Source organism: Nocardia fusca NBRC 14340 (genome assembly GCF_001618425.1).
Taxonomy (GTDB): domain Bacteria; phylum Actinomycetota; class Actinomycetes; order Mycobacteriales; family Mycobacteriaceae; genus Nocardia; species Nocardia fusca.
This window is the reverse complement of the sequence record NZ_BDCU01000037.1, coordinates 77,421-100,351: the sequence shown is the minus strand read 5'-3', so window position 1 is coordinate 100,351 and position 22,931 is coordinate 77,421. Positions and strand designations below refer to the sequence as shown.

Sequence of the window (22,931 nt, the reverse complement as noted above, 5' to 3'; positions counted from 1 at the left end):
TCCACATGTGTGCAATACGCGCGGGACCTCGGCGTCCGCGCCGGACGCCCCTCGGGTTGTCCGGTGGTGCTCGTAGGATGGGCCGCGTGGAAGCCCCCGAAGCCCCGACCGTGCCCGTTGTCGAGTCCGGTGCCGAATCCGATGCGGCACAGCAGGTTCTGAACCGGGTCTTCGGTTACGACAGTTTCCGGGGTGAACAGCGCGCGATCGTCGACCAGGTGATCGGCGGCGGCGACGCACTGGTGCTCATGCCCACCGGCGGCGGCAAATCGCTGTGCTATCAGATTCCCGCGCTGGTCCGCGACGGCGTCGGAGTGGTGGTTTCCCCGCTGATCGCGCTCATGCAGGATCAGGTGGACGCACTCAGCGCGCTCGGGGTGCGGGCCGGCTTCCTGAACTCCACCCAGTTCCCGGACGAGCGCCGCACCGTGGAAGCGCAGTTCGCGGCCGGCGAACTCGATCTGCTGTATCTCGCGCCGGAGCGGCTGCGCATGGAGTCCACCGCCCAGTTGCTCGACCGGGGCCGGATCGCGCTGTTCGCTATCGACGAGGCGCACTGCGTCTCGCAATGGGGTCACGATTTCCGGCCCGACTATCTGGCGCTGTCCGTGCTGCACGAACGCTGGCCCGACGTGCCCCGGATCGCGCTCACCGCTACCGCCACCGAGAAGACCCGCGACGAGATCATCACCAGGCTCGACCTGGGCGGTGCCCGGCGCTTCGTGGCCAGTTTCGACCGGCCGAACATCCAGTACCGGATCGAACCGAAGAACCGGCCGGAGCGGCAGCTCCTCGAGTTCCTGCGCGCCGAGCATCCCGGCGACGCCGGCATCGTCTACTGCCTGTCCCGCAATTCCGTCGAGAAGACCGCTGCGTTCCTCACCGAGAACGGTATTCGGGCGGTCCCGTACCACGCGGGCCTGGACCATCGCACCCGTGCCGAGAACCAGGCGCGCTTCCTGCGCGAGGAGGGCCTGGTGGTCGTGGCGACCATCGCCTTCGGTATGGGTATCGACAAACCCGATGTGCGTTTCGTCGCCCACCTCGATCTGCCCAAATCGGTCGAGGGCTACTACCAGGAGACCGGACGGGCCGGGCGGGACGGGCTGCCGTCCACGGCCTGGATGGTCTACGGCCTGCAGGACGTGGTGCAACAGCGCAAACTCATCGAAACCTCCGAGGGCGATGCCGCGCACCGCCGCCAGTTGCAGCTGCACCTGGACGCGATGCTCGCCCTCTGCGAGACGGTCGATTGCCGCCGGGCCCAGCTGCTGGCCTACTTCGGTCAGCCGCCGCAGCCGTGCGGGAACTGTGACACCTGCCTGAATCCGCCCGAATCGTGGGACGGCACCGTCGCCGCGCAGAAACTGCTCTCGGCGGTACTGCGCCTGAAGCGGGAGCGCGGCCAGAGCTTCGGCGCGGGTCATCTCATCGATATCCTGCTCGGCAAGAAGAACCAGAAGGTGCAGCAGTACGACCACCACGAACTCAGCGTGTTCGGTGTCGGCACCGATCTGCGCGATACCCAGTGGCGCGGGGTGGTCCGGCAGCTACTGGCCCAGGGGCTGCTCGCGGTCCACGGGGATTACGGAGTGCTCACCCTGACCGAGGCCAGCGAAGCCGTCCTCTTCGACGGCCGCACCGTCGCGTTGCGCCGGGAACCGGAACGGCCCACTCCCGCCCGGGCGGCGCGCAGCGCGAAATCCGGCCGGGCCGCGCCCGCCGATCTCGATGGCGCCGATACCGCGCTGTTCGAGAAACTGCGGCAGTGGCGGGCCGATACCGCCAAGGAGCAGGGCGTCCCCGCGTACGTGGTGTTCCATGACGCCACTCTCCGCGATATCGCCGCCCGCAAACCCGCCGATCTGCGGGAACTGGGCACGGTGAACGGAGTCGGCGAGAACAAGCTGGCGCGTTACGGAGAGCAGGTTCTGGAGGTGCTGGCGGCCGGATGAGCCGCGAGTGGGCGGAAGCCGGTGCGCGAGAATCGCTTTCATCCGATGATTCCTCCCGCCAGTGACGATAGGGGCCTGAACAGAGAACCTAACCTGGCAGTATGTCCAACAAGCGCCCTCCGTGGTCGCGGTCACGCCACCGCGCAGGCTTGTCCGCCGAGCAGTTCGGCGGCTTGGACCCCAGGGTCATCCGGGCCGCGACCAATCGCGCGCCCCGGGATCGCCCAGCGGTTGCCGGGTCCCTCGAATCGGTTCGGCTACTCGGTTCCGCCGCGTACGACTCGGGCCTTGGGCCCGATATGTGGGCCGAGGACGTCGCGTCCGACAGCGAGGACGATCTATCCGAGTGTCCGCCCGGCCGTGGGCAGGGCCCCGCGTCGAGTGGATCGCCCCCGGCACCCGGGCGACCGGAACCCGTTCCGGAGGAATACGGGTTCACGGATCTTCCCTCCGGGCCCGCACCGGAGAGATATCGGCCCACGGAACCCGCTGTCGACGACGGCGGGCGGCGGTGGGTTGTGCCCGATCCGCCGGTGGTGCACCCGGCACGCATACCGGCCACCCCGGCGGCGAGCGCGCCGGCGGCCCATTACGCCGGCCCGCCTTCCGAGCCCGCGAATCCGGCGTGGATCGTACCGGAGGCCGAAGCGCTGGAACAGCTTCCGATCGGCGGAAACGCGCTGCTCGGCCTATGTCTCGGGATGGCCGTGCTGCTGGCGGTGGCCTTCTTCTACATCGGGCGGACGACCGACCCCGACCAGGCTGCCGCCCCGCCGACCACGGCCATCGCCGCCTCGACCATGGCGCCCCGCGAGACCGGGGCGCCGGCCGCGGAATCCCCCGATATCGGGGCCGGTTTCGTATGGGGGAAGGTCCTGACCAACGACGGCACCACTCTCACGGTGAAGAGCGAGATCAACCATGCCGAGATCGTGGTGCACACCGACGACCACACCAAGGTCTACGTGTTGATCGCCACCACCATCGAGGCAATCGCCGAGGGTGCCCCGATCATCGTCTACGGCCGTAAGTATGCCGACGGCTCTATCTTCGCCGACACCATCACCGGCGTATCACTGCGGGCGCTCGGCACGCACTAGCCGGGCGCGGGCGGCCGGAACCGCGTGAACCCGTGCCCTCCGGCCGATCGGCCGGGAAATACGGGACCAGCGGCCATTAATCGACCGCAATTCGAGAACAATCGACGGTATGGCCAATACGAGCACGCGGACGTTGCGTCTGCTGTCGCTGCTGCAGACCCACAAATACTGGCCCGGCACCGAGCTGGCGCAGCGGCTGGGAGTCTCGCCACGGACCCTGCGGCGCGATATCGACCGACTGCGCGACCTGGGGTATCCGGTGGAAGCGCAACGCGGTGTCGACGGCGGTTACCAGCTCGCCGCCGGGGCGGCGCTGCCGCCGCTGATGGTCGATGACGACGAAGCCGTAGCGCTCGTGGTCGGGCTGCAGTTCGCGATGCAGGGCATGGTGGAGGGCGTCGCGGAGTCCTCGGTGCGCGCGTTGGCGAAGGTGGTGCAGGTGATGCCGCCCCGGCTGCGCAAGCGGGTGGAGGCGATCCGGGCCATGACGGTGCCCGCGGACTGGGAGGGCGGCCGTTCCGCTGCCGCCCTCGACCCGTCGGCGCTCGCCGCGGTGGCCCTGACCTGCCGCGACAGTGAGCGGCTGCGTTTCACCTACACCGCCGCCGACGGCCGCCGCAGTGAACGGCACGTCGAACCGCACCGCTTGGTCGCCCTGGGCCGGCGCTGGTATCTGGTGGCGTTCGATCTGACCCGCCACGATTGGCGCAGTTTCCGGGTCGACCGGCTCACCGATCCGTCCGGCGACGGAGCACGTTTCCGCCCCCGGGAACTGCCCACCGCGGACGCCGCGGAGTTCGTCCGTTCCGGTGTGGACAATATGCCGCATCTGCATCGGATCGAGGTACTGGTCGAAGCCCCGGCGGAGTCGGTCCGGCAGCGTCTCGGACGCTGGGGCGGTGTCGAGGAGATCGATGCGGGCCGCTGCCGGATCACGATGACCACCGACTCGCTGGACTGGCCCGTCCTGACACTGGGATCGCTCGATGCCGAGTTCCAGGTGCTGGAACCCCCGGAACTGGTCGAGCACATCCGGGCCTGGGGCGAACGCTTCCGTCGTGCCGCCCGGCGATCCGCCGCACCGTGAGCGGTGGCGGAGGTCAGTCCGTCCCGGTGGGCCGGACCGCCCGCAACCGGCGGGACGGCTGCCCGCCGGCCCGCGGCGCGGTGACCCCCGCGGCGACTTCGCCGTTGCGCAGCGCGTCCACGAATTCCGTGGTGGCGGTGGCCAGCAGCTCGGGATGGGAGAACGGCATCCAGTGGCCGGCGGGTACATCGCGGCGCCACAACCGCGAGACCCACCTGCCCGTATCGTCGTAACCGGCGGGCCGCACCGCGATATCGCGACCGGCGACGATGAGCTGTACCGGTACGTCGGTGGTCCGTTCGCGCGGGTTCAGCAGGTGCGCGAAGATATTCGCCCGGTAGATGAGCAGACCGTCGACCATATCCCGCTTCAGTGTCGGGGCGAAGAAGATCGTCGAGGGTGCGGTGTCGTTCATGAGCTGGATGACCCGGCGCCAGCGGTGCTCGGTGGCGAGCAGGCCGAACGCCAGCCGCGGCAGACCGGGCGTCATGAAGAACCCGGTATAGGCAGAGGACAGCAACTGGGTGAACGGCTGCCAGATATTGCGCGGGCTGGGTCGGCCGAGCCGGTCGCGCACCCATTTGCCCAGGTGGTCGAGGTTGGGGCCGGAGACCGAGGTGAACGAGGCGATGCGCCCGACCGCCCGCGGCTCGCAGACCGCCTCCCAGACCTGGACCGAACCCCAGTCGTGCGCGAGGACGTGGACCGGCCGGCCGGGGCTGACCGTGTCGGCGACCGCGAAGAAGTCCGCGGCCAGTTCCGCGAGCCGGAAATCGGCGACCCGGCCCGTGCGGGTCGAGGCCCCGTGACCGCGGGTGTCGTAGGCCACCACGTGGAATCGCGCGGCCAGCAGCGGGATCACCCCGTGCCAGAGGTGGCTCGTATCGGGCCAGCCGTGTACCAGCACCACGGTTTCGGCCGCGGGGTCGCCGTATTCGTAGACCGCGAGGTCGAAGGCGCCGCTGCGCACCGTGCGCCGGGTCGCGTCGGGTTCGTTGCGGGATTCGGTCACGCTGTACTCCTCGGTGCTCACGGAATGCTAGAGATCGAGTACCAGACGGTCACCCGCACAGCGTGATACGCACGCCAGCAGGTCACCGGCGGCACGCTCGGCGGGGGTCAGGACGGAATCGCGGTGGTCGGGTGCACCGGCCAGGACCCGTACCCGGCAGGTGCGGCAGAAACCCTGGCGGCACGAATACGGCTGGTCGGGACGGTGTGCCAGCAGTACGTCCAGGGCGGACCGGTCGGCCGGTACAGCGAGTACCTCGCCGCTGCGGGCCAATTCGATCTCGAACGGCACACCGTCCACGATCGGCGGTGCCGAGAACCGTTCGGAATGCAGTTCCACACCGGAGATCCCGCGCAGGGCGGTGGCGACCGCGCCGACCATCGGTGCCGGACCGCAGCAGTACACCGCGGTACCCCCGCGCACGCCGTCCACCAGTTCGGCGCCGGTCGGCAGCCCGGACCGGTCGTCGGTGCGCACGGTGACCCGGCCGCCGAAGCGCTCGACTTCGTCGAGGAAGGGCAGGGTTTCGCGGGCACGTCCGGTGTACAGCGCGGTCCAGTCGATGCCGAGGGTGTCGGCCAGTCGGATCATGGGCAGGATCGGGGTGATACCGATACCTCCGGCCACGAAACGTAGCCGGGTGGCCGGAGATCCGTGGCCCGGTACCGCGAACGGGAACGCATTACGCGGGCCCCGCACCCTCAGTGCGGACCCGACGGTCAACGCCCGATGCACCTCCTCGGAGCCTCCGCCGCCGGGGATGCGCCGGACCGCGATGCGGTAGGTCCGGGTATCGGCCGGGTCGCCGCACAGCGAGTACTGGCGCAGCCGCCCGGAGGGCAGTTCCACGTCCAGATGTGCGCCCGGCCGCCATCTCGGCAGGTCCCGGCCGTCGGCCGCGGCCAGCCGCAGACTCACCACCTCGTTGTCGTGCGCGCGGATCCGCCGCTCGACGACGCGGACACCGATCCGCCGGTCGTCCGCGCGCGGGGTCGGCTCGCGCCGATTGGTGAGGGCGGTCCAGCGCATGCGGGCGTCCACCACGGCGTCGAGCAGACGCAGGGTCCGGTCGCGCCGCGGTCTGCCGTACAGATCGGCCGGCAGCGGAAGCGACGCCCCCGGATACGGGTCGGTGACGGTCACGAGGCCGCCCGGGCGGCCGGGGACTGCGCCAGATAAGCGATCGCCTGCGCGGTGGACCCGACCGATTCCGGGCTGTATCCCGGCCGGAACGTCGACAGCGCACTGATCAGCAGGGCGGGGACACCGGGTAGCGCACCGCGCCGCATCGCGCCGAAGATCCGCAGCAGCAGCCGCGGATAGCCCAGGTCGGGCAGGGACGGGTCCCGGTGCACCAGATATTTCGTGCCGCGCACCAGCAGTATCAGGAACGACGGGAAGACCAGCAGCATCAGTGCGCCGCGCCGGAAATAGCCCACGCCGAAGTATTCGGCGACATCGTGGGCCACATTGCGGTGTTCCACTTCTTCGGCGCCGTGCCAGCGGTACAGATCGAGCATGCGCGGGTCGGCGTCGAACTGTTCCAGATCGCTGTTGAGTACCCAATCGCCGAGGAACGCGAAGAAGTGTTCCAGCGACGCGATGACCCCGAGCCGGTCGACCAGCTGCTGCCGCCCGGCCCGCGTCCCGGTGCTCTGCCGGGGGCCGACGGTCTTGCGGAAGAGGTATTCCGCCTGCCGCAGGAACGGCCGCGGATCGATACCGTTGGCGGTGAGCAGCATGTCGTGGGAGCCGGCGTGGGTTTCGGCGTGCATCGACTCCTGCCCGATGAAGCCGAGCATGTCCTCGCGCAGTTTCTCGTCCCGCACGAACGGGAGGGCCTCGCCGAAAGTGGTCAGGAAGCTGCGTTCGCCTTCGGGCAGCAGGAGGTTGAGCGAGTTCATCACGTGGGAGGCGATGGGTTCGGCGGCCATCCAGTGCAGTGGGATCTCGGCCCAGTCGAAGCGCACATCGCGCGCGTGCAACGCGACGTCTCCCGGATCGGTCGCCCGGATGGGGGCGGCATTGCCGAACAGCCTCATCGATCCTCCTCGATCATCACCGGTACCAGCGGCGACGCGTCGCGGCGGGCGTTCACCGGAAACTGTGATGATACACATTAGTGGGACGATGGGTTACAGAAAAGACGGGTAACAGGAATCCTGGCCCGGTCAGTTCGCCGGCTTCCAGTCCGCGACCAGGTTCAGCAGGCCGGGGAACCGTGCGTCGAGATCCTCGACGCGCACCACATTGCGGCGTTCCAGGCCGTGCTGCCACTGCCGGATCAACCCGGCCTCGCGGAGTACCCGCCAGTGATGGGTGCGCGTGGATTTCGGCCGATCGATGCGAAACCAGCCGCACGCCTGCGGTACGCCACCCGAGTCGAGGTAGTACGCGCGCACGATGGCGAGTCGCAGCGGATCGCTGAGTGCGGCCAGCACGGTTTCCAGGCGTAGTTCCGCGCGCGTGGGCTCGGGAAGCAACTCGCCGGGTGTATCTGTGCGGCCCGGCGAGGTGGTGGTATCCGGCACGGCTCTCCTCGGCTCGTCATCTAGTACGACAATTATCGTACTTGATGCTACAGTTCGACTCCGTTCGTACTTGTTCGAAAAAACTCGTACTTGAGTCAGGAGCGCACCATGGCCGTCACCGCCGCCCTCGTCGCCCGCCCGCCGGGGGAGCGCCGCACCCGCCTGCGTATCTGGTCGGCCGCCTGGCCGATCGCCGCGGTCTTCGTCCTCGCGAATGCGGCCACCCCGCTGTATGTGCTCTGGCAGGACGAATTCGGTTTCACCAAGAGCACTCTCACCGCGGTGTTCTGCTGCTACATGGCCGGGATGGCCCTCGCCCTCCTCGTCTCGGGAGTCACCTCGGATCGGCTGGGCCGGAAAGCGGTGCTGGTACCCGCCCTCGTGCTGGCGATCGCCGCCGGGCTACTCTTCGCCGCCGCGCCGAGCACCCTCGCCCTGTTCGTGGCACGCACCCTGACCGGTATCGCCAGCGGCGCCATGGTTTCCGCGGGCGTGGCCGCGGTGGCCGATATCGCGGGCCCGGCCGGCACCCGATCCGCGGCGCTGGCCGGTGCCGTCGGAATCGCGGTCGGTACCGGGCTGGGCCCGCTGCTGGGCGGGGTGCTCTCGGAAACCGTGCCCGGCCCGACCGTGACCGTCTTTCTACTCGAAACGCTGTTCCTGTTGGTGGCGCTGGCCATCGTGGCGCTGATGCCGATTCCGCGCCGCGGCGCTCGCAGCGGTACGGCATGGATCCGGGTGCCCCGGGTACCGCGCCCGAACCGGCGGCAGCTGCTCGTGGCCGTCACCGTGGCGGGTTCCGCGCTGACCACGACGGCGTTCATGCTCTCGCTGGCGCCGTCGCTGCTGTCGGAACTGCTCGGCACGACCAACCGGATCGTCGCCGGTGCCCTGGCGTGTCTGACCTTCGCCGTCGCCACCGGCAGTCAGTTCGCCCTGCGCGGCCTGCCGGTGCGCCGGCTGCTGCTGGTCTCGGTGGCCGGCACGATCGTATGCATGGCCGCGCTGGTCGTCGCCGTCGATACCTCCTCGGTGGCGGGTCTGACCGTCGCCGCCGTTCTGGCCGGGGCCGCCTACGGTCCGGGGATGCTCGGCGGACTGGCTCTGCTCAATGCCGATATCCCGGCCGGTCGGCTGGCCGAGGCCAATGCGGCACTCAATATCGGCGCCTACGCCTTCGCCGGTCTGCTGATCCTGGCCCTGGGCGTCCTCAGCGACCGTCTCGGTTTCGCCGTGGGCGTCACCCTTTTCGCACTCGTCGCCGCGACCGTCGCGCTGGCCGGTGGGTCACTGGTGGTGGCCGGTTACGCGCCGGGCGGGAGTAGCCGCCGGGTATCAACGGTGCCGCAGGTAGCCGGTGACGTCATGCGGTAGGCCGGTACCGCCGCAAAGAAAAGGCCCGCAGGTCGGTGACCTGCGGGCCTTCTGTGGAGCTGCCGGGAATCGAACCCGGGTCCTCCGCCGCTTCATCAAGGCTTCTCCGTGTGCAGTTCGCTGTGCCTCTACTCGGATCTCCCGGTCTCGCGAACAAGCCGGGATGACGATCCCAGTCGCTGTTGGATGTCCCGCACTACTCCGCGACCGAGTCGCGCGGTGAGCCCTCTAGCTGATGCCGGCACCGAAGCCGAGGGCGAACCTCGGGCCGACAGAGACGCTATCGCTTAGGCAGCGAGAGCGTACTCGCGCTGATTGGAATCGGCGCTTAATTGGTTGCAACGACGCTTACGGTGGTCTCTTGCCTGCACCGACACGCTTCCCCTGAATCTACGTACGCAGTCGAAACCGTTCAGCCCCGTACGTCCCGGCGCCTTGCCGGGCTAGTTATGTTAACACCTGACCCACCGTGGTTCATTCCCTTTTCCTGGTGCCGCCGGCGTTGCTCAGCGCATGCCCTTGATACGGCGGCCGAGCTCGCGGGTCACCTCGCGTTCGGCGGTCCGCCGAGCCAGATCCTGCCGTTTGTCGTAGTCCTGCTTACCCTTGGCGAGGGCGAGTTCCACCTTCACCTTGCCGTCGGAGAAGTACATCGACAGCGGGACGAGGGTTTGATTGCCCTCGCGCGATTTGCCGACCAGGCGTTCGATCTCCCGTTTGTGCAGTAGCAGCTTCCGGACCCGGCGCGGCGCGTGGTTGGTCCAGGTGCCGTGGCTGAACTCGGGGATGTGCAGACCCCGCAGCCACACTTCGCCGTTGTCCACGGTCGCGAAGGCGTCCACCAGTGAGGCCTTGCCCTCACGCAGACTCTTGACCTCGGTACCGACCAGCGCGATCCCGGCCTCGTAGGTGTCCAGGATCGTGTAGTTGTGCCGTGCCCGGCGGTTGGTCGCGATGACCTTGCGCCCGTTCTCCTTCATGACGACAACCTTAAGCGGCCGCGGCAACCGGATTATTCCCGGTCGCCGGTCAGCCGGGTTGCAGGATCAGATACAGAACGAGCACGGTGGCGAAGGCGAGGACCAGCAGGACCGTGGAGATCCGGGGCCTGCCGGCGGGATACGCCCGGAATCGGCGATCGAGCCAGCTGCTCTCCACTGCCGGGTCCGCGGTCCGGCTCCGCGGTGGACCGTCTGCCGGTTCGCCGGGGGAGCTGCCCCCGTCTCCGCCGATGGTGTCGTCGGACCCGTCCCCGGATGCCATGCTCGCAGACTAGCCGTGCGGGCAGATATTCGCGGGCGGGGCACGCGAATTGGGGTCGCCGAGCTTATCTGAGGATTCGCAGCGTGATGCCGAGGCCGATGAGAATGCTGGCGGTGGCGACCAGCGCGGTCGCGAAGGATTGGGTGATCGCGGCGATGCTGGTGCTGAAGATGAGGCACGTGGCGAGGGCCAGCAGTGCGGTGCCCCATTCCATACCGGCGATCCGGGTGGGTCGGTTACGCAGTGCTGTCATATCTTCCGTATACCCGGCGGTGTGGGTTATCAAACTGTGACTGCCGTAATCGCTCGGAATATGGTATCCGGCCCGCGGGTCTGCCGTACGGGGAATGCGGTGGCGAGCCATGGCAGAACCTCCGTTTCGGTGGCGGTCTGGATGTGTTAACAGTAACGGAGAAATCTCCTCCTGGATACCACTCAGCAAATCGAGAGACGGCTATCACAGTGCGGCCGGTGAAATCGTGCAATCGTGCGATGAGCTCGTGATCTTTCAGTAAAACTGCCTGCTAAAAGACCCGAGGTCGGTTTCTGGCCGCCTATTGCGACCGGAGGATTCTGCGAGGTCCGGAAGCCGAATCGGAACGCGGCAAACTGTTTGCTAATGATTAACTGAAGCCTCATCGAAGACCAGCGCGTGCCGTGCGCGGGGCCGGCTGCCTAAGCTCGTGGCATGTGCAATCGAACCCCTCGGGTGACGCTGCCCCGCGCGGCGCGCGGCGGGCCGGAGGCGGGGCGGTGACCGACTGGTACGCACGCACCGGCCGTATCGCCGCACTGACCGGCGCCGGAATCTCCACCGACAGCGGTATCCCCGATTTCCGCGGGCCGCGCGGGGTCTGGACCGAAGACCCCATCGCCGAACTGCTGTCGACCTACGACCACTACCTGGCCGATCCGGCGCTGCGCGAGAAATCCTGGCTCGCCCGCCGGGACAACCCCGCGTGGGCGGCCGAGCCGAACGGCGCCCACCGCGCGCTGGTGGACCTCGAACAAGCGGGCCGGGCGCTCACCATCGTCACCCAGAACATCGACAGGCTGCATCAGCGTGCCGGATCCGCCCCGCAGCGGGTGGTGGAGATCCACGGCAACATGTTCGACGTCGTCTGTGTGCAGTGCGACTACACCGCCACCATGGCCGCCACGCTGGAGCGGGTGGCCGCCGGGGAAGCGGATCCGCCCTGCCCGGTATGCGGGGGAGTCCTGAAGGCCGATGTCATCATGTTCGGCCAGGCCCTCGATCACCGCACGCTGATCAAAGCGACGCTGGCCGCCGAGACGGCCGAGATCTTCCTGGCGATCGGTACTTCGTTGCAGGTGGAGCCGGCGGCCTCGCTGTGCGGGCGGGCGGTATCGGCCGGCGCCGATCTCATCATCGTCAATGCCGAGCCCACGCCCTACGATTCGCTCGCTACCGAGGTCGTGCGCGAACCGATCGGCACCGCGCTACCCGAGCTGGTCGATCGCATCCTCGGTCGCTGACACCGGGCCGAGGACCCGGTCCAGATAGGCGTTGGCGAACCGGCCGTCGGGATCGTAGTGCCGGCGCACCGCCGCGAACCGGTCCCAGTCGGGATAGCGGCCGCGCAGTGTCTCCGCTGTCTGATAGTGGCGTTTGCCCCAATGCGGGCGGCCGTCGTAGCGATCGAAGATCGCTTCGCATGCGCGGAAGAACGGCTCGTGGGCCATGCCCTGATACTGGTGCACCGCGATATAGCAGGTGGCGCGCCCGCCCGCGGGTGAGAGGAACGCGTCGTCGCCCGCCACCCAGCGCACCTCGATCGGCATCGGGCTGTCGAAACGCTGCGCGATTTCTTTGATCTCCCGGATCGCCGCGACCGAATGCTCACGGGGGATCGCGTATTCCATTTCGGTGAAGCGGAACAGCCGGGGGCTGGTGAACACCCGGTAGGACCGATCGACCTGGCGGCGGTAGCTGCCCGCGTAGGCGGCGCCGCGCTGGATCCACGGAATCAGCCCGGGCCGGCGGCGGGCGAGCCGGCACAGCGCGTCGAAGGCGTGGTTGGACAGCAGGATATCGGCGAACCAGTCCACCGGTTCGGGTCGCGGCGCGGCGGGGAGATCGACGCGGTTGTTGCGCTTGGTCATGGCGATCGGGCTGTGCGCGAACATGTAGAACTCGAAATGGTCGTTGCCGTCGATATAGGAGTCCAGGTCGGCCAGTACTTCGTCGACCGGGACCGGACGTTCGACGCCTTCGAGGACGAACGAGGGGACGAGTTTCAGGGTGAACGCGGTCACCACGCCCAGGGCGCCCAGTCCCACCCGGGCGGCGCGCCAGGCCTGTGGGTCGGATTCCTCGGTCAGTTCGACGATATGGCCGTCGGCCGTCATCAGTTCCACCGCGTGCAGGGCGGCGGAGATATTGGGCAGCCGGCCGCCGGTGCCGTGGGTGCCGGTGGCGGTGGCGCCCGCGATGGTCTGGACATCGATATCGCCCAGGTTGGGAAACGCCAGGCCGTACTCGTCGAGCCGGGCGTTGAGTGCGGCCAGGGTCGTCCCCGCCTGCACCCGGGCCAGCCCGGTCGCCGGGTCCGCCTCGAGGACGCGGTTCATCCGGGACAGGTCGAGCAGGAGGCCGTCGGTGAGACAGGTCTCGGTGAACGAGTGACCCGAGCCCGCGACGCGGACCCGGTGCCCGGCCTCGGCCGCGCGGGCGAGTTCGGCGGACAGTTCCGCCTGATCGCGCGGCGCGCACAGGCGAGCCGGTGTGCACTGCTGATCACCGGCCCAGTTCACCCATAACTTGGTCACTCGTCCAACTCTAAGGGAAGAGCGCGGCCGATGGAGAAAAAGCGCGCAGAAATCGAAACGCGGGGGTCAGCGTCGGCGGCTCGGCATCGGGCCCGATCCGGCGGCCTCGGCCGCGGCCGGACCGAGTGCGTTCACCATCAGCGGCTGCGGTGGCGAACTCTCGGCCCGATACTGTTCGGAGCGATCGCCATACACCGCCACCGGATATCGGAATCGAGGGGCCGGGCGAACTCGGCCGGTGAATCGACCATATAGATCAGTGCGAACAGGTCGGTCGCTTCGATATCCGGCTGCGCCACACCGGCCTCCCGGGCGCGGTCCACCACCGCCGCGACCGCCGGACCCGGCTCCGCACCGGTGCACCTCGGGACCACTTGCGGGGCGGCGTATTCGGCGGTTCCACCGCGGCCGGCACCCTCCTCCCGATAGGACAGTAGTTACTGGTCACCGGCATCGAGGTCCCTCTCGGACGCGCCGTCGGTCGCCGGTGCCGCGCGAGCGGCGGGGTTCACCACCCTTTCCGGCCACCCCGGCCGGGTTCGTACACTGCTCGGACCGGTAGCCGCCGGTGTGGGGTCTGCGCCGAGTGGTGGTGTGCCGATCCTGCTGTCGTCGCGGCCCGGCCCGGCCGCCCGCGAGGTGGCCGGAAGGCGCGGCGTGGCAACGCAGTACGGCACGAGCTGAACGCAGTACGGTACGAGCGAGAGGGGTCGGGTCATGATGGTGTCGGGAAGGTCCGGAGCACCGGACGCGGCCGCGGGGCCGTTCCGGTGATCACGATGACCAGCCGCGTGCGGCCGACCACGAAGGGAGACCCGAGCATGGCCCACAATCGAGCCGGACGGCCCGCCCGCCCCGGCGATCTGGTGGATGTTCCGGGGCTGGTGACCGCGTACTACAGCCGGGTGCCCGACCCGGGCGAATCCACTCAGCGGGTGATCTTCGGCACCTCCGGGCACCGCGGTTCGAGTCTGGACGGCACCTTCAACGAGGCGCATATCCTGGCCATCACCCAGGCCGTCGTCGAATACCGGGCGACCCGGGGCATCACCGGACCGGTCTATCTCGCCCGCGATACCCACGCGCTGTCCGAACCCGCGTGGACCACGGTCCTGGAAGTGCTGGCCGGCAACGATATCGGCGCCGTGGTCGATTCCCGCGGCCGCTACACTCCGACTCCCGCGCTGAGTCATGCGGTGGTACGCCACAATCGGGACGGCGCCCGGGCCCAGGCCGACGGCATCGTGGTGACCCCGTCCCACAACCCGCCGCGCGACGGCGGCATCAAATACAACCCACCGCACGGCGGCCCGGCCGATACCGGCGCCACCGACAGCATCGCCGCCCGCGCCAACGAACTGCTGCGTGGCGGGCTGGCCGAGGTGAAGCGCGCCCCGCTCACCCGGGCGATGGACTCGGTGCAGCGCTACGACTACCTCGACCACTACATCGCCGACCTACCCGCGGTACTGAACCTCGACGCCGTCCGGGGCGCCGGGATCCGGCTCGGCGCCGACCCCATGGGCGGTGCCAGCGTCGACTACTGGGAGGAGATCGGGCAGCGCTACGACCTCGATCTGGAAGTGGTGAACCCGAGCGTGGACCCCACCTGGCGGTTCATGACGCTCGACAGCGACGGTCAGATCCGGATGGACCCCTCGTCCCCGCACGCCATGGCCTCGCTGGTGGCGATCCGCGACGACTACGACATCTCCACCGGCAACGACGCCGACGCCGACCGGCACGGCATCGTCACCCCCGACGGCGGCCTGATGAACCCGAACCACTTCCTCGCGGTCGCCATCGAATACCTGGTCGCCAACCGGCGGGGCTGGGACGCGCTCACCAAGATCGGCAAAACCGCGGTCACCTCCTCGATGATCGACAGGGTGGTGAGTGTGCTGGGCCGCGACGTGTACGAGGTGCCGGTCGGGTTCAAATGGTTCGTCCCGGGACTGTTCAGCGGCAGTCTCGCGTTCGGCGGTGAGGAGAGCGCGGGCGCCTCGTTCCTCCGGATGGACGGCACCGTGTGGACCACCGAGAAGGACGGGATCCTGCTGGCCCTGCTGGCCGCCGAGATCGCCGCGGTCACCGGGCAGAGCCCCTCGACCCGCTACCACGAACTGGAACGCCGCTACGGCAGCCCCGCCTACGCCCGGATCGATGCTCCCGCCGACCCCGCACAGAAGAAACTGCTCGCCGGTCTCAGCTCCGAGCAGGTGACCGGTGACGAGATCGCGGGCGAACCCGTCACCGAGATCGCCACCCGGGCCCGGGGTAACGGTGCCGCGCTGGGCGGACTCAAGGTGAGCACCGAGAACGCCTGGTTCGCCGCGCGGCCGTCGGGCACCGAGAACAAGTACAAGATCTATGCCGAGTCCTTCCACGGCGCCGAACACCTCGCGCAGGTGCAGGAGGCGGCCCGGGAAATGGTCGGGCGGGTCCTGGCCGACGGGTAGCGGCCGGGAACCCGAGCGGGCCGAGGCCGCCGGGTCGGGGCCCGTCGAGGGACGGCCGCCCGCGACCGGGGTCCCGGTGAACCCCGCGTCGGCGCGGGGGAATTGTCGGGTCCACCCGGGCGTTGACTGCCGGGGTGAGTGGTGAGGCCCTGGCAGATGATCGACCCGGATCCGGGAATGCGCACGGAACGGGTGAACAGGTCAGGGCGCGAACGCCGCGACTCCCGGGTCTGCTCTGGGCTCGCCGGCCTGCGAACACATCGCGCAAACCGCCGCTACCCAGCGAGATATGGGTGCTGATCGGCGCCGCCTTCTGTATCGCGATGGGGTTCGGCCTGGTGTCCCCGGTGCTGCCGCAATTCGCGCTCGGCTTCGGTGTGGGCGTGGCCGCCGCTTCCGCCATCGTGAGCGCCTTCGCCGCCATGCGACTGCTGTTCGCTCCGGTCAGCGGCCGGCTCGTGCAGTTGCTGGGGGAGCGGCGGATCTACCTGGTCGGCCTGCTCATCGTGGCGATCTCCACCGGTGCGAGCGCCTTCGCCCAGACCTACTGGCAGCTGATGGTGCTGCGCTCGCTGGGCGGGGTCGGGTCGACCATGTTCACCGTCTCGTCGATGGCGCTGGTGATCCGGCTGTCCCCGCCCACCGAACGCGGGCGGGTCACCGGACTGTGGTCCACCTGTTTCCTCATCGGCGGCCTGTCCGGGCCGCTGATCGGCGGCGCGCTGGCGGGCTTCGGTCTGCGTGCTCCGTTCCTCATCTACGCCGCGGCGCTGCTGCTCGCCGTCGCGGTCGTCTACTTCAACCTGCGCGATTCCCACATCGCCGAATCCGATACCGGCCGGGATGTCGCCACGGTCAGTTTCCGGCAGGGGCTCGCGCGCCCCGAGTACCGGGCGGCACTGTTCTCCAATTTCGCCAGCGGAGCCGCGGTGTTCGGGGTCCGGATGGCGCTCGTCCCGCTGCTGGTGGTCGAAGTGCTCGGCCAGCCGTCCGGGATGGCCGGTGTCGCGCTCACCGTGTTCGCGGCCGGTAACGCGACCGTGCTGTTCTTCTCCGGGCGGCTGTCCGACCGCTACGGCCGCCGCCCGCTGCTGATCTCCGGCGCCCTGGTGTGCGCCGTCGGCACCACCGGCCTCGGCCTGGCACCCACCCTCACCTGGCTGCTGGTCACCTCGTTCGTCGCCGGTATCGGGTCCGGCCTGCTCACCCCCGCCCAGCAGGCCGCCGTCGGCGATATCATCGGCAACCGCGCCCGCGGCGGCACCATGCTCGCCGGTTTCCAGATGGCCCAGGACCTGGGCACGGTCCTGGGCCCGATCGTGGTCGGTGCCATCGCCCAGCGGTTGTCCTACGGTGCCGGCCTGGCCGTCACCGGTTCGCTGCTCGCCGTCGCCGCGCTGGCCTGGCTGATCGTGCCCGAACCGATGGATCGCGCCCCCGCCGCACCGGAACCCGAGCGTGCGACCGCGCGCGCCGGTATCTCCCTGGCGAAGACCTCCGACAACGACCCCACCGCCGGCCCCGCGACCGCCGGGAGCGGCCCCGAAAACCGCACCCGACCCGGGCCGGGATGATCCGCACGTGACCGGTTCGCCCGAATACGGCAGAGTGGTCGCGTGAGCAACTCACCGTCCGATTACACCCCGCGGCCGATGTCCAACCGGACCACCTACGCCCTCGGCGCGCTGGCCCTGGTCCTCATCGCGCTGATCGTCGTGTTCGCCTACCGCTGGGGCGGCAACCAGCAGACCGAGGTGCGCAACGACGGGTACGGCACGGTGCGCAACGAGGCCGTCACCGCCGCCCTGCACAGCGACGGCGGCGTCCGGCTCGGCCGGCCCGAGGCCCCCAAGACGATCGAGATCTACGAAGATCCCATGTGCCCGTCCTGTGGCACCCTGGAAACCCTCTACGGCCAGGAGATCGCGCAGAAGCTGGACGAGGGCGAACTCGCCGTCCGCTACCGCTTCGTGAACTTCCTCGACCCCAAATCGTCCAGCGGCGACTACTCCACCCGCGCCATCGCCGCCCTTCAGTGCGTCGCCGACACCGGTTCCGGCGTCACCTACTCCAAGTTCCACGACACCCTGTTCACCACCCGCCAGCCGGACGAAGGTTCCGAACTCACCGACGACGAACTGCTCACCATCGCGACCGAATCCGGCGCCACCGGCCCCGCCCGCGACTGCATCACCGGCGGCGCCCGCCGCGGCCAGGTGACCGACCAGGCCGCCGCCACCCTCGACGCCCTGTCCGCGGCCCTCGACGGCGCCGCCGCGACCCCGAGTGTGTTCGACGGCACCACCAAGATCGATGTCAACGAGCCGGAGTGGGTCCAGCAGCTGGCGCCGTGACCTGGACGTTCACCCGGAATCCAGGCGATTTGGTTCCCGGCGTCCACGTGGTGTAACTTCGTTCAGGCAGCCGGGGAACCGGCGGCAGACATCCGGGGCTATGGCGCAGCTGGTAGCGCACCACACTGGCAGTGTGGGGGTCAGGGGTTCGAGTCCCCTTAGCTCCACCTAAAACCCCAGGTCAGGCCCGGTCTAGTACCGGGCCTGACCTGTTTTTGAACCGACCTCGTGTTTACCCCACGGTTCGGCCCGGAAAATGGTGTTGATGACCGGGCCCTGTGGATCTGGTGCTCCAGCATGTGGTTGTCCCGGTGTGGGAACGGTAGGGAAGGTGTTCTCGGGTGTGTTGATGCTGTCGGCCCGGTAACCGGAGTGGCCGTTGGCGATGATTTGGGTCGACTGGCGGGTTATGTATCCTGTCGGGATCTGTGCCGGCGGGTCGGGTTCCATGGCTTGTCCCGGGTGGTTGTGGTCGGCCTGGTGGTGTGATCAGTGTGTCATGCCCCCCACCGGACCTCATGTGGCCGAGGCTTGGCGGGTACGTAACGCCCTGCTGCTGGTCTGCGGCGGGGTTACGGCACTGTCGCGCTGACGGCGCTGGCGTAAAGCTGCCATTCCGGACGGGTATTCGTCGGGTTCGATGCGGATCTCTTGCCGCTGATACGGCATAAACAGTTCGACGAGAACTTGCACATCGGTGCCCTTGCCATGGCTGGCAAGAGAGGCCGGTTGTGCCCGCGCCCGGATTGCGGAAATCTACAACCCGAGTGTGATCCTGACGGCCGAACAACGCTCTCCGGGTCGAGGTTCGCAGACCGGCTTGCAGGGCAGAGATCCGCTGAGGTGGGAGTGTGCTGTGATCAGGTCCGGGAGTCCGGAACTCGCGGAGCTGGCCGATCGGATCGTCGCTGGGCTGCGTGAACTCGCACCGGACGGGTGCCGCCGGTTGGAGGCCGCGTTCGCGATGACCGTTGTTGCCGAATCGGCGCTGTTCCTCGCCGATGACGGCGACCACCCGGTCCGGTGTCAGGTGTCGGCTGCGGTGTGGGAGTTGGTGCGCCGGCATCGGAACCTGTCTGCCGCCGACGAGGACGGGCCGTGGTGGAGGCTGGTGGTGCACGTCGATACCCAGGGGGCCGAGGTCGTCACCGATCGGGGCGCGGAGCCGTTTCCCGGTGAGCAGTTGTTCGCACCGCAGGCGTATCTGGCGGATCTGGAACGGTATCCGCGTAGTCGGCTGCCCGTGTGGCTGGCCGCCTACCTCGGACACGGTGAATCCCAATCGAGGTCACCGCGCGCGGCCGCGGACGGTGTGCGCGCGGATCGGAGTGCGGGCGTGCAGGCAGTGCCGGTGACCGGCGAGTTGCCGGATCTGGCGGTGGTGTGGGCCCGGTGGGCGGTGCTGGCCGCGGCCTTCGTGGCGGCCGGATCGGAACGAGGCCCGCGGATCGGCCCGTCGGTCGGCATCTTCGAAAGTTCGGGACACAGCGGTTCGACGTTGACGCTGCTGCCCGGCGACCGGGCGGTGCTGTCGGGCGGTGTCTGGAATGCGCCGGTCTTGGAAGCCGCCTACAACGGGCACGGCGCGATGCCGAACTTATTTGCCGGAGCGCCGGATTGGGTGACCGACCCGGTACTCAACCCGCGCGTGATGACCGGGATGCTGTCGTTTTGTTACTGGTGGGATCAGGGACAGTGGTACCGCGGCGAATCCGCTCCGATGGCGGAATGCGCACCTGCGTTGCCCGCCGTGTGGACGGCCGATACGGTGGCGAAAGTGGTGGCGGGCGTGCTGGACGGCCCGTCGCCGGATGCCGCTGAAGTGCTGGTGTCGGCTGCGCAGGCCGCGGCGGTGACCCGCGCGGCGATCGCGCAAGTTATCGGTGAGGCCACCGAGGTCGATGTCGACGGTGCCCTGTTCCAGTTCGTGCTCGCCGATCTGGTCGCCGGTGACATCGTGGGGATCCGGGAAGACGAGGCACTGAACCTCGTCCGTGATTACATCCGCAGCCGGGGTCACGACACGACCGGGTTCCCGCTCTCGACGTTGCGTGCCGAGCGGATCAGCGTGGGCTGGATGGTGCGATCACCGGTGCCGGACGGGGAGATCGCGCTCGACCGGGCGGTCTTCTATGTCGCAGACGATGGTGTCGTGGAGCGGTCGAGCTCGTCGGTGCCGCTGTCGGCGTTCATCACCGATTTCGAGCACCGGTTCCGGCTGCGGACCGGCGGACCGATGCCCGCCACCCGAGGTGGGCGATGAGCGGCGAACTGCGACTGGACTTGGATGGCCTGCGCGAGCGCGGCGCGCGGCTGGCCGATATCGCCGATCGGGTGCAGCAAACACACGCCGGGCTGCGGTACTGCTTGCAGCAGGCGGAAGGCAGCTTCGGGGACGACTATATGGGGCGCACCTTCGCCGAGCAGTTCACGCCGCGCGCCGAACAAGTGGTTTCCACCGTGCAGGCCATGGCGGAAGGAATGCGCAGTAACGCGGCCGGAATCGTCGGCGCCGCGAACGACTTCGGTGCACAGGACATCGACAGCGCCGCGCGCGTGGCCGGGGCTGCCCAGGATACGGGCCCAGTACCGGCCGGTCCCCCAGGGCCGGCCGGTCTCGCCGAGTCGCCACCGGCGGGTACGGTCGGCCCGCAATCGCCGGTCGATGGACCCCGGGCGAACCCATCTGATCAGGCCGCGGTGACGCCGGAGCAGAATTCGCCGGTGTATCCCGCCGGCACGCCACGGAGCACCGACCAACTCCCGGCCGGTGGGCCCACCCGGCCGGGTAGCGCACCGGCACCGGACGGGTCCCCGGGGCGAGCCGCTGCGGACAGCGGACCACGGTCCGAGTCGCCGTGGAGTCGTTCCCGGCCCGAATCCGGTCCGGTGGGCAACGAGGCGACCGGCGCCCCCGGCCGGCGGTCCGGACCGGCGGCGGCGCCACCGTCTTCCGCGGTCTCGCCCCCGCCGGTAGCAGCCCCCTCGCGTAATACGCCCCAGACGTCGGGAAGACCGTCCGGCAGCCCCGTCGCAGGGCCTGCGGGACGGGCCGGAGCCCCGTGGACCGAGACGCCGCCCCGCACGCCCGGCCAACCCGGGATGCCGAGTTCGCCTGGAAACGCTGGAAAGCCCGCAAACACCGGGCAGCCTCCGCAGCAAGGTCCTGCGCCACGACCGAACGCACCGGCCGGTGACAATGGCCGCGACCGTGATCGGCGCGGCGCCCGCGGGCGGTCGCCGGCCGATCCGGCAATCGAACGGCTGGCACGCGCATTGGCCGAGCGGCACGGCGTCGAGGTGACAGGTTTCGACGACCCCGATCTTCAGCTCGCGCCGGTCCAGGAGTTCGTCACCGCGGTGGACCGGGTCCTCACCGACTACCCGATGATCGTGCTCGAGATCGTCGCGGTGGCCGAGCTCGAGGACCGGCTCGGCACGGTGCGGTGGGCCGGTGCGCCGCCGGACAGCGAAGGCGGTGCCCGGTCGATAACCCTCGACCGGCACGCCGCACAACAGCCGCAGGCACCTGCCCGATCATCCCGGCCACCCGTACGCCCGCAGGACGCCGCCGCCGACACCGAGGAAACGGGCGAGACGACACAGCCGGATATCTACACGGCCACCTTGCGGGCATTCGGCCGGGCTTTCGACGCCGCCGGTGGCGGTGTCGCACACCGGCGGGCACAACGCGTGCTGATCTCGGAGTACCTGAACACCCTGCCGCGTCCGCGCCCTGCGCTGTCCGAGGTGGTGCGCGGCTACCGGGAGTGGCGCGCGGAGTTGGCCGGGCATGCCACGGAACCCGGCGGATTCGACGTGCACGAGGCACTCGGCGCCGGGTTCGCCGAGGTGGTCCAGCACGGCGAGAAGGCCGGTATTCAGGCACGACTGCTGCATGCGGTGCTCGTCGCTGCGGCGGCCCGGCCGAGGTAGTTCGAGGCGATGGACGGTTCGCTGTTCAGCCCGGTCGTGCAGCTGCGCAATGCCTTCGAATGCCTGCCCGGGTTCCTGCGGACTCCGATCGAGATGGTGGTGTTCGGCGGGGAGCTTCCCGGCGCCGACATTTCCGGGATGCGCCATATGGTGGCCGAACTGCGTGCCCGCAGTCTGGAGCTGGAGGGCCATGCGGCCGATATCGACAGCCTCTTGACGCAGGAGGATTCGGTAGGCGAGACGGCCGAAAAGCTGCGTGAGGCATTGAGTTCCTATCGACAGGGCGCGACACAGCTCGGCAAGGATGTGAACGCCCTGGCCGATCAGGGACAGGCGGCGGCCAACGACGCGGAGAAATGGCTGTGCGTGATGTTCACGTTCGGCATCCACCTGGCGTGGAAGGTCTACGGTCTGGTCGCGGCCGCCACGGCGGCGGGGCCGGCCGGCCAGGTTTCGGCCGCGCCGGCGGTCGAATCCACGCTGGTCCAGGGACGCGCCGAGGTCGCGGTGATGCGCGCGAACCTACAGCGGGCCATTCAGGCGGGTGGAGCCAAGGCGGCAGCCCAGCTGAGCGGTATGGGGCCGGCGCAGTTCGCCAAGTGGATGGGCACGGCGGTCGCGCTGCCCGTCGGTGTCGAAGTGGGTGTACAGGCGCTACAGGTCGCCACCGGGGACAGAGAACTAGAGATCATCGGGGAGGATGGTTCCAATCCCACGGGCATCGATCTGAAGTCGATCGAGGTGGCCGCCGTGTCCGGCGCGGGCGGAGCGGTCGGTGGCATGCTCGCCGGCCGGTTCGCTCCGATGGTGTTCCCCCAGATCGCCACCAGTCGTCTGGCCATGGGCTTGGTGCATGGCACGGCGGGGGCGATCTCGGGCCTCGGTGCGGCCGCCTTGGTTGCTGGTTGGCCGCAGCATTACACGGAGGTGCTGGGGCCACTGGTCAACGGTGCTTTCTCCGGGGGCGTATATGCCCAGAGCGCCCGTCCGCCGGCGATCGACGGCGGCGCACCATTCACGCCGCCCGATGCGATCTCGGCAGGGCACGACGCGGAAACCACAGCGCCTCG

Annotated in this window: 20 protein-coding genes, 1 tRNA gene and 1 other RNA gene (1 of these 22 only partly in view); 12 read left to right on the top strand and 10 right to left on the bottom strand. The window is 69.1% G+C overall.

What is annotated here, in order from left to right; all coding sequences use genetic code 11:
• Positions 1-86 precede the first annotated feature (86 nt).
• From recQ to NF4_RS23860, 3 genes are all read left to right on the top strand, one after another.
• Positions 87-1,955, top strand: coding sequence for a DNA helicase RecQ (gene recQ, locus NF4_RS23870; protein WP_232330622.1), 1,869 nt, complete (start codon positions 87-89; stop codon positions 1,953-1,955).
• Between the two features lie 518 nt (positions 1,956-2,473).
• A complete protein-coding gene (locus NF4_RS23865) occupies positions 2,474-3,055 on the top strand; it encodes a hypothetical protein (RefSeq protein ID WP_157120543.1) in 582 nt (193 codons plus the stop codon).
• Between the two features lie 109 nt (positions 3,056-3,164).
• Positions 3,165-4,142: a helix-turn-helix transcriptional regulator gene (locus NF4_RS23860; protein ID WP_063129606.1), complete on the top strand. Its 978-nt coding sequence runs from the start codon at positions 3,165-3,167 to the stop codon at positions 4,140-4,142.
• A 13-nt stretch (positions 4,143-4,155) separates the two neighbouring features.
• On the opposite strand, the gene NF4_RS23855 is transcribed toward NF4_RS23860, so the two are convergent.
• From NF4_RS23855 to NF4_RS23840, 4 genes are all read right to left on the bottom strand, one after another.
• Positions 4,156-5,154: an alpha/beta fold hydrolase gene (locus NF4_RS23855; protein ID WP_084533404.1), complete on the bottom strand. Its 999-nt coding sequence runs from the start codon at positions 5,152-5,154 to the stop codon at positions 4,156-4,158.
• Between the two features lie 27 nt (positions 5,155-5,181).
• Complete coding sequence (locus tag NF4_RS23850; protein WP_063129605.1) at positions 5,182-6,297, bottom strand: PDR/VanB family oxidoreductase; 1,116 nt, start codon at positions 6,295-6,297, stop codon at positions 5,182-5,184.
• Positions 6,294-7,196 (bottom strand): metal-dependent hydrolase, encoded by a 903-nt coding sequence (locus NF4_RS23845; RefSeq protein ID WP_063129604.1) that lies wholly within the window; start codon positions 7,194-7,196, stop codon positions 6,294-6,296. The genes NF4_RS23850 and NF4_RS23845 overlap by 4 nt, the downstream gene beginning before the upstream one ends.
• 129 nt (positions 7,197-7,325) lie before the next feature.
• Complete coding sequence (locus NF4_RS23840) at positions 7,326-7,685, bottom strand: ArsR/SmtB family transcription factor (RefSeq protein WP_063129603.1); 360 nt, start codon at positions 7,683-7,685, stop codon at positions 7,326-7,328.
• A 108-nt stretch (positions 7,686-7,793) separates the two neighbouring features.
• On the opposite strand from NF4_RS23840, the gene NF4_RS23835 reads away from it, so the two are divergent.
• The gene (locus NF4_RS23835) at positions 7,794-9,059 is read left to right on the top strand and encodes an MFS transporter (protein WP_063129602.1); all 1,266 of its coding nucleotides are present in this window, start codon (positions 7,794-7,796) and stop codon (positions 9,057-9,059) included.
• Between the two features lie 51 nt (positions 9,060-9,110).
• Here the strand turns inward: NF4_RS23835 and ssrA are convergent.
• The 4 genes from ssrA to NF4_RS36790 all read right to left on the bottom strand — a co-directional run bounded on the left by ssrA (position 9,111) and on the right by NF4_RS36790 (position 10,575).
• Positions 9,111-9,479: a transfer-messenger RNA gene (gene ssrA, locus NF4_RS23830) on the bottom strand.
• Between the two features lie 86 nt (positions 9,480-9,565).
• Positions 9,566-10,039: an SsrA-binding protein SmpB gene (gene smpB / locus NF4_RS23825; protein ID WP_063129601.1), complete on the bottom strand. Its 474-nt coding sequence runs from the start codon at positions 10,037-10,039 to the stop codon at positions 9,566-9,568.
• Positions 10,040-10,088: 49 nt separating this feature from the next.
• Positions 10,089-10,322, bottom strand: a complete 234-nt coding sequence (locus NF4_RS23820) for a WLR motif membrane protein (RefSeq protein ID WP_063129600.1) — start codon at positions 10,320-10,322, stop codon at positions 10,089-10,091.
• Between the two features lie 64 nt (positions 10,323-10,386).
• Entirely contained in the window at positions 10,387-10,575 is a 189-nt protein-coding gene (locus NF4_RS36790; protein ID WP_084533402.1) for a hypothetical protein, read from the bottom strand.
• Positions 10,576-11,012: 437 nt separating this feature from the next.
• On the opposite strand from NF4_RS36790, the gene NF4_RS23810 reads away from it, so the two are divergent.
• On the top strand, positions 11,013-11,819 hold the full coding sequence (locus NF4_RS23810; RefSeq protein WP_232330621.1) for an SIR2 family NAD-dependent protein deacylase: 807 nt from the start codon (positions 11,013-11,015) through the stop codon (positions 11,817-11,819).
• Here NF4_RS23810 and NF4_RS23805 read toward each other — a convergent pair.
• Together NF4_RS23805 and NF4_RS37995 are read right to left on the bottom strand one after the other, a co-directional pair.
• On the bottom strand, positions 11,784-13,112 hold the full coding sequence (locus NF4_RS23805; RefSeq protein WP_063129598.1) for a D-arabinono-1,4-lactone oxidase: 1,329 nt from the start codon (positions 13,110-13,112) through the stop codon (positions 11,784-11,786). The genes NF4_RS23810 and NF4_RS23805 overlap by 36 nt on opposite strands.
• Positions 13,113-13,249: 137 nt before the next feature.
• Positions 13,250-13,438, bottom strand: a complete 189-nt coding sequence (locus NF4_RS37995; RefSeq protein WP_157120542.1) for a hypothetical protein — start codon at positions 13,436-13,438, stop codon at positions 13,250-13,252.
• A 495-nt stretch (positions 13,439-13,933) separates the two neighbouring features.
• Between NF4_RS37995 and pgm the strand changes: the two genes are divergently transcribed.
• The 7 genes from pgm to NF4_RS23765 form a co-directional block, all read left to right on the top strand.
• Entirely contained in the window at positions 13,934-15,571 is a 1,638-nt protein-coding gene (gene pgm / locus NF4_RS23795; RefSeq protein ID WP_063129648.1) for a phosphoglucomutase (alpha-D-glucose-1,6-bisphosphate-dependent), read from the top strand.
• A gap of 323 nt (positions 15,572-15,894) precedes the next feature.
• Complete coding sequence (locus NF4_RS23790; RefSeq protein WP_084533401.1) at positions 15,895-17,145, top strand: MFS transporter; 1,251 nt, start codon at positions 15,895-15,897, stop codon at positions 17,143-17,145.
• A gap of 42 nt (positions 17,146-17,187) precedes the next feature.
• Positions 17,188-17,925: a DsbA family protein gene (locus NF4_RS23785; RefSeq protein WP_369690948.1), complete on the top strand. Its 738-nt coding sequence runs from the start codon at positions 17,188-17,190 to the stop codon at positions 17,923-17,925.
• A 94-nt stretch (positions 17,926-18,019) separates the two neighbouring features.
• Positions 18,020-18,092, top strand: a tRNA-Ala gene (locus NF4_RS23780).
• Between the two features lie 689 nt (positions 18,093-18,781).
• Positions 18,782-20,188, top strand: a complete 1,407-nt coding sequence (locus tag NF4_RS23775) for a hypothetical protein (RefSeq protein WP_232330620.1) — start codon at positions 18,782-18,784, stop codon at positions 20,186-20,188.
• A 1,037-nt stretch (positions 20,189-21,225) separates the two neighbouring features.
• Positions 21,226-21,861 carry a hypothetical protein gene (locus NF4_RS37990; RefSeq protein ID WP_157120541.1) on the top strand — a complete coding sequence of 212 codons (636 nt, stop codon included), beginning with the start codon at positions 21,226-21,228 and terminating at the stop codon, positions 21,859-21,861.
• Positions 21,862-21,870: 9 nt separating this feature from the next.
• Positions 21,871-22,931, top strand: partial view of an MFS transporter gene (locus tag NF4_RS23765; protein WP_063129594.1) — the start only. 26,089 nt of this gene lie beyond the right edge of the window; the window shows 1,061 of its 27,150 coding nt (coding positions 1-1,061); it begins with the start codon at positions 21,871-21,873; its stop codon lies off the right edge, out of view.

Excerpts from the sequence above, each read along its gene's own strand:
- NF4_RS23860 (WP_063129606.1), top strand. The coding sequence starts at position 3,165 with ATGGCCAATACGAGCACGCGGACGTTGCGTCTGCTGTCGCTGCTGCAG.
- NF4_RS23845 (WP_063129604.1), bottom strand. The coding sequence starts at position 7,196 with ATGAGGCTGTTCGGCAATGCCGCCCCCATCCGGGCGACCGATCCGGGA.
- NF4_RS23835 (WP_063129602.1), top strand. The coding sequence starts at position 7,794 with ATGGCCGTCACCGCCGCCCTCGTCGCCCGCCCGCCGGGGGAGCGCCGC.
- smpB (WP_063129601.1), bottom strand. The coding sequence starts at position 10,039 with ATGAAGGAGAACGGGCGCAAGGTCATCGCGACCAACCGCCGGGCACGG.
- NF4_RS23820 (WP_063129600.1), bottom strand. The coding sequence starts at position 10,322 with ATGGCATCCGGGGACGGGTCCGACGACACCATCGGCGGAGACGGGGGC.
- NF4_RS36790 (WP_084533402.1), bottom strand. The coding sequence starts at position 10,575 with ATGACAGCACTGCGTAACCGACCCACCCGGATCGCCGGTATGGAATGG.
- pgm (WP_063129648.1), top strand. The coding sequence starts at position 13,934 with ATGGCCCACAATCGAGCCGGACGGCCCGCCCGCCCCGGCGATCTGGTG.
- NF4_RS23790 (WP_084533401.1), top strand. The coding sequence starts at position 15,895 with ATGGGGTTCGGCCTGGTGTCCCCGGTGCTGCCGCAATTCGCGCTCGGC.